Raw genomic sequence first — 241 nt, 5'->3', positions numbered from 1 at the left:
CGGCATCAGATTTGATTGATATCAATCATACACTGTTAGAAAAGACCCGAGATAGCGAGAGCTTATTATTACAGCTGTCGCGGACGCAAACTGAGCTACAAGATGGCTTGATGAACTCGCGTATGGTGCCATTTACGCGCTTGACACCGCGCCTTGAGCGTACCGTACGTCAAACGGCCAATGAGCTTAACAAGTCTGTTGATCTAACGATTATTAATGCCGATGACGAGATGGATAGAAC

1 protein-coding gene is annotated in these 241 nt (G+C 46.1%); it reads left to right on the top strand.

What is annotated here, in order from left to right:
• On the top strand, window positions 1-241 hold a 241-nt coding region (locus AAEY88_RS15260), incomplete at both ends, for a hypothetical protein (RefSeq protein ID WP_350563749.1).

Origin of the sequence: Psychrobacter sp. CAL346-MNA-CIBAN-0220 (genome assembly GCF_040309805.1) — a bacterium.
Lineage (GTDB): Bacteria > Pseudomonadota > Gammaproteobacteria > Pseudomonadales > Moraxellaceae > Psychrobacter.
Note: the sequence above shows the minus strand (reverse complement) of the source record. Positions and strands in the feature narration are given on the sequence as shown.